The sequence below is a fragment of the Pseudomonas agronomica genome, from assembly GCF_025917275.1.
Taxonomy (GTDB): domain Bacteria; phylum Pseudomonadota; class Gammaproteobacteria; order Pseudomonadales; family Pseudomonadaceae; genus Aquipseudomonas; species Aquipseudomonas agronomica.
The window spans coordinates 1-2,530 of the sequence record NZ_JAOSHO010000626.1 but is presented as its reverse complement, the minus strand read 5'-3'; the positions used below and the strand labels follow the sequence as shown (position 1 = coordinate 2,530).

The window sequence follows — 2,530 nt, the reverse complement described above, 5'->3', positions numbered from 1 at the left end:
TGGTCTGTCCCCGTTTCCATTCTGTCATCAAATTTTGCAGGCCACCTGCGGAGCCGCAGCAGGCGTCAATTTTTGGGGAATCACAATTGAAGTGCCAGGCACCGCGCTCAGTTCAAGAACTGCCAACATGCAAATAAGCGCTTGGTCGCCATCTTTGTTTGGACTGCTATCGACCCCTACCACTGCTTCGTAGTCCTTTCCCGGCTCCAGCTTGTAGACGAGCGCCCGGCCACCGCAGGTTCGGTAAGTGTTGCCATTGCCAGCAATGGTCGCGCCCCGGGTTGCGATTTGGAAAGGCAGATCCGTCCTGACGCGATATTCGGTTACGATCTCCTTGTATACCCCTTCCCCCCTCCGAAGCGCAGGGATGTACTGGGTCAGAGTGGGCCAAACTCTCTGCGGCATGCCTAAGCTCGCCGACTTCAGGGGATACTGCGGATAATTGATGTTCGCCGTTCCATCCTGCCCGAAACGTCCAGCTTCAGCCATTTTATGTTGGGTGGCAGGAGCACAACCGCCGACGATGCTATCGCCTAACACGTCGGAGTTCGTGATAACGCGTACACGCGCCGTGCCCTCTGATTGAGCAGGCTCTTCGTAGGGAACTGAGGGTATTCCAGAGCAGCCAGCAAGTGCTGCAGCAAAAAAAGTTACGAAACCGACAACCCGCATGACCATATCCTTATGTAATCGAGGTCCGCCCAATAAAAGGGGCAAAATCCTGCTGTAAAATCCGCAGACAACAAAAAAGGGCCCACCTTTCGGTGAGCCCTTCTAGACCGCCCAGCAGAGCGGATTTTGTTTGGTAGGCGCGATTGGACTCGAACCAACGACCCCCACCATGTCAAGGTGGTGCTCTAACCAACTGAGCTACGTGCCTGCTGTGAGGCGGCATTCTACGGAATTCCGGAGGGGTGTCAACACCTTTTTTTCACCTAACCCTATGAATATGCAAAATATTTAATTTCACCGATACAACGAAGATTTAGCGGTGGCTGGCGGCGGATTTTTATCTCGGGTAGGATCGCCGCATTCGTAAAAAATATAAAACAGAGGTTCCAGAATGGCGAACACATCCTACCCAGCGTCGTATTACGCCGCATCGGCCAATCCGGCGCCGTCGCGCCCTGCCCTGCAGGATGATGTCGAAACCGATGTGTGCGTGATCGGTGCGGGCTATACGGGGTTGTCTTCCGCGCTGTTTTTGCTGGAGCACGGTTTCAAGGTCACGATCGTTGAGGCAGCCAAGGTTGGGTTTGGTGCTTCGGGTCGCAACGGCGGTCAGATCGTTAACAGTTATAGCCGCGACATCGACGTGATCGAGCGCAGCGTTGGTCCGCAGCAGGCGCGGTTGCTCGGCAACATGGCGTTCGAGGGTGGGCGGATCATTCGCGAGCGGGTGGCGAAGTATCAGATTCAGTGCGATCTGAAGGATGGCGGTGTGTTTGCCGCCCTCACCGCTAAACAGATGGGTCACCTGGAGTCGCAGAAGCGTTTATGGGAGCGTTTCGGTCATACGCAGCTGGAGTTGCTGGACCAGCGGCGTATTCGCGAGGTGGTGGCGTGCGAGGAGTATGTCGGCGGCATGCTGGACATGAGCGGCGGGCATATTCATCCGCTCAACCTGGCGCTGGGCGAAGCAGCGGCGGTGGAATCGTTGGGCGGGGTGATCTACGAGCAATCGCCGGCGGTGCGCATCGAGCGTGGCGCCAGTCCGGTTGTGCATACGCCGCAGGGCAAGGTCAGGGCCAAGTTCATTATCGTGGCGGGCAATGCGTACCTGGGCAATCTGGTGCCGGAGCTGGCGGCCAAGTCGATGCCTTGCGGTACCCAGGTGATCGCCACCGAGCCCTTGGGGGAAGAGTTGGCTCATCGCCTGTTGCCGCAGGATTATTGCGTCGAAGACTGCAACTACCTGCTCGATTACTACCGGCTAACGGGCGATAAGCGCCTGATCTTCGGCGGCGGCGTGGTGTACGGCGCTAGGGATCCAGCGAACATCGAGGCGATCATTCGGCCGAAGATGCTCAAGGCCTTCCCGCAGCTCAAGGATGTGAAGATTGACTACGCCTGGACCGGAAATTTCCTGCTGACACTGTCGCGTCTTCCGCAGGTCGGGCGACTGGGGGATAACGTTTATTACTCCCAGGGCTGCAGCGGTCATGGCGTGACGTATACGCACTTGGCGGGCAAGGTGCTGGCCGAGGCGCTGCGTGGGCAGGCTGAGCGTTTTGATGCGTTCGCGGACCTGCCGCACTACCCCTTCCCCGGCGGTCAGTTGTTGCGTACGCCGTTTGCGGCGATGGGGGCTTGGTATTACGGGCTGCGGGATAAATTGGGGTTCTGAAGCGGCCAACGGGGATAAATCCCCTCGCCACAGCAAGCTCCCTCGCCACAAGGGGCTTGTTTCAATCTTCCAAATCCCGAAAACAAAAAACCCCGGTCTTTCGACCAGGGTCTTTGCTATCGATTGGAAGAAGCTCTTCAGCTTTCTTCTTAGCTTCAAGGCGTTCAGTGGGCCTCGAAGCAG

General features: G+C 57.3%; 2 protein-coding genes and 1 tRNA gene. 1 reads left to right on the top strand and 2 read right to left on the bottom strand.

Annotation, left to right across the window (positions count from 1 at the left end):
* Nucleotides 1-27 precede the first annotated feature (27 nt).
* Both OC610_RS25410 and OC610_RS25405 read right to left on the bottom strand, forming a co-directional pair.
* Nucleotides 28-672: a hypothetical protein gene (locus OC610_RS25410; protein ID WP_030138067.1), complete on the bottom strand. Its 645-nt coding sequence runs from the start codon at nucleotides 670-672 to the stop codon at nucleotides 28-30.
* Nucleotides 673-803: 131 nt separating this feature from the next.
* Nucleotides 804-880 (bottom strand) — tRNA-Val (locus tag OC610_RS25405).
* A 183-nt stretch (nucleotides 881-1,063) separates the two neighbouring features.
* On the opposite strand from OC610_RS25405, the gene OC610_RS25400 reads away from it, so the two are divergent.
* Complete coding sequence (locus tag OC610_RS25400) at nucleotides 1,064-2,347, top strand: NAD(P)/FAD-dependent oxidoreductase (protein ID WP_264431778.1); 1,284 nt, start codon at nucleotides 1,064-1,066, stop codon at nucleotides 2,345-2,347.
* The last annotated feature ends 183 nt before the right edge of the window (nucleotides 2,348-2,530 follow it).

Coding starts and splice junctions, on each gene's coding strand:
- OC610_RS25400 (WP_264431778.1), top strand. CDS start 1,064: ATGGCGAACACATCCTACCCAGCGTCGTATTACGCCGCATCGGCCAAT.
- OC610_RS25410 (WP_030138067.1), bottom strand. CDS start 672: ATGCGGGTTGTCGGTTTCGTAACTTTTTTTGCTGCAGCACTTGCTGGC.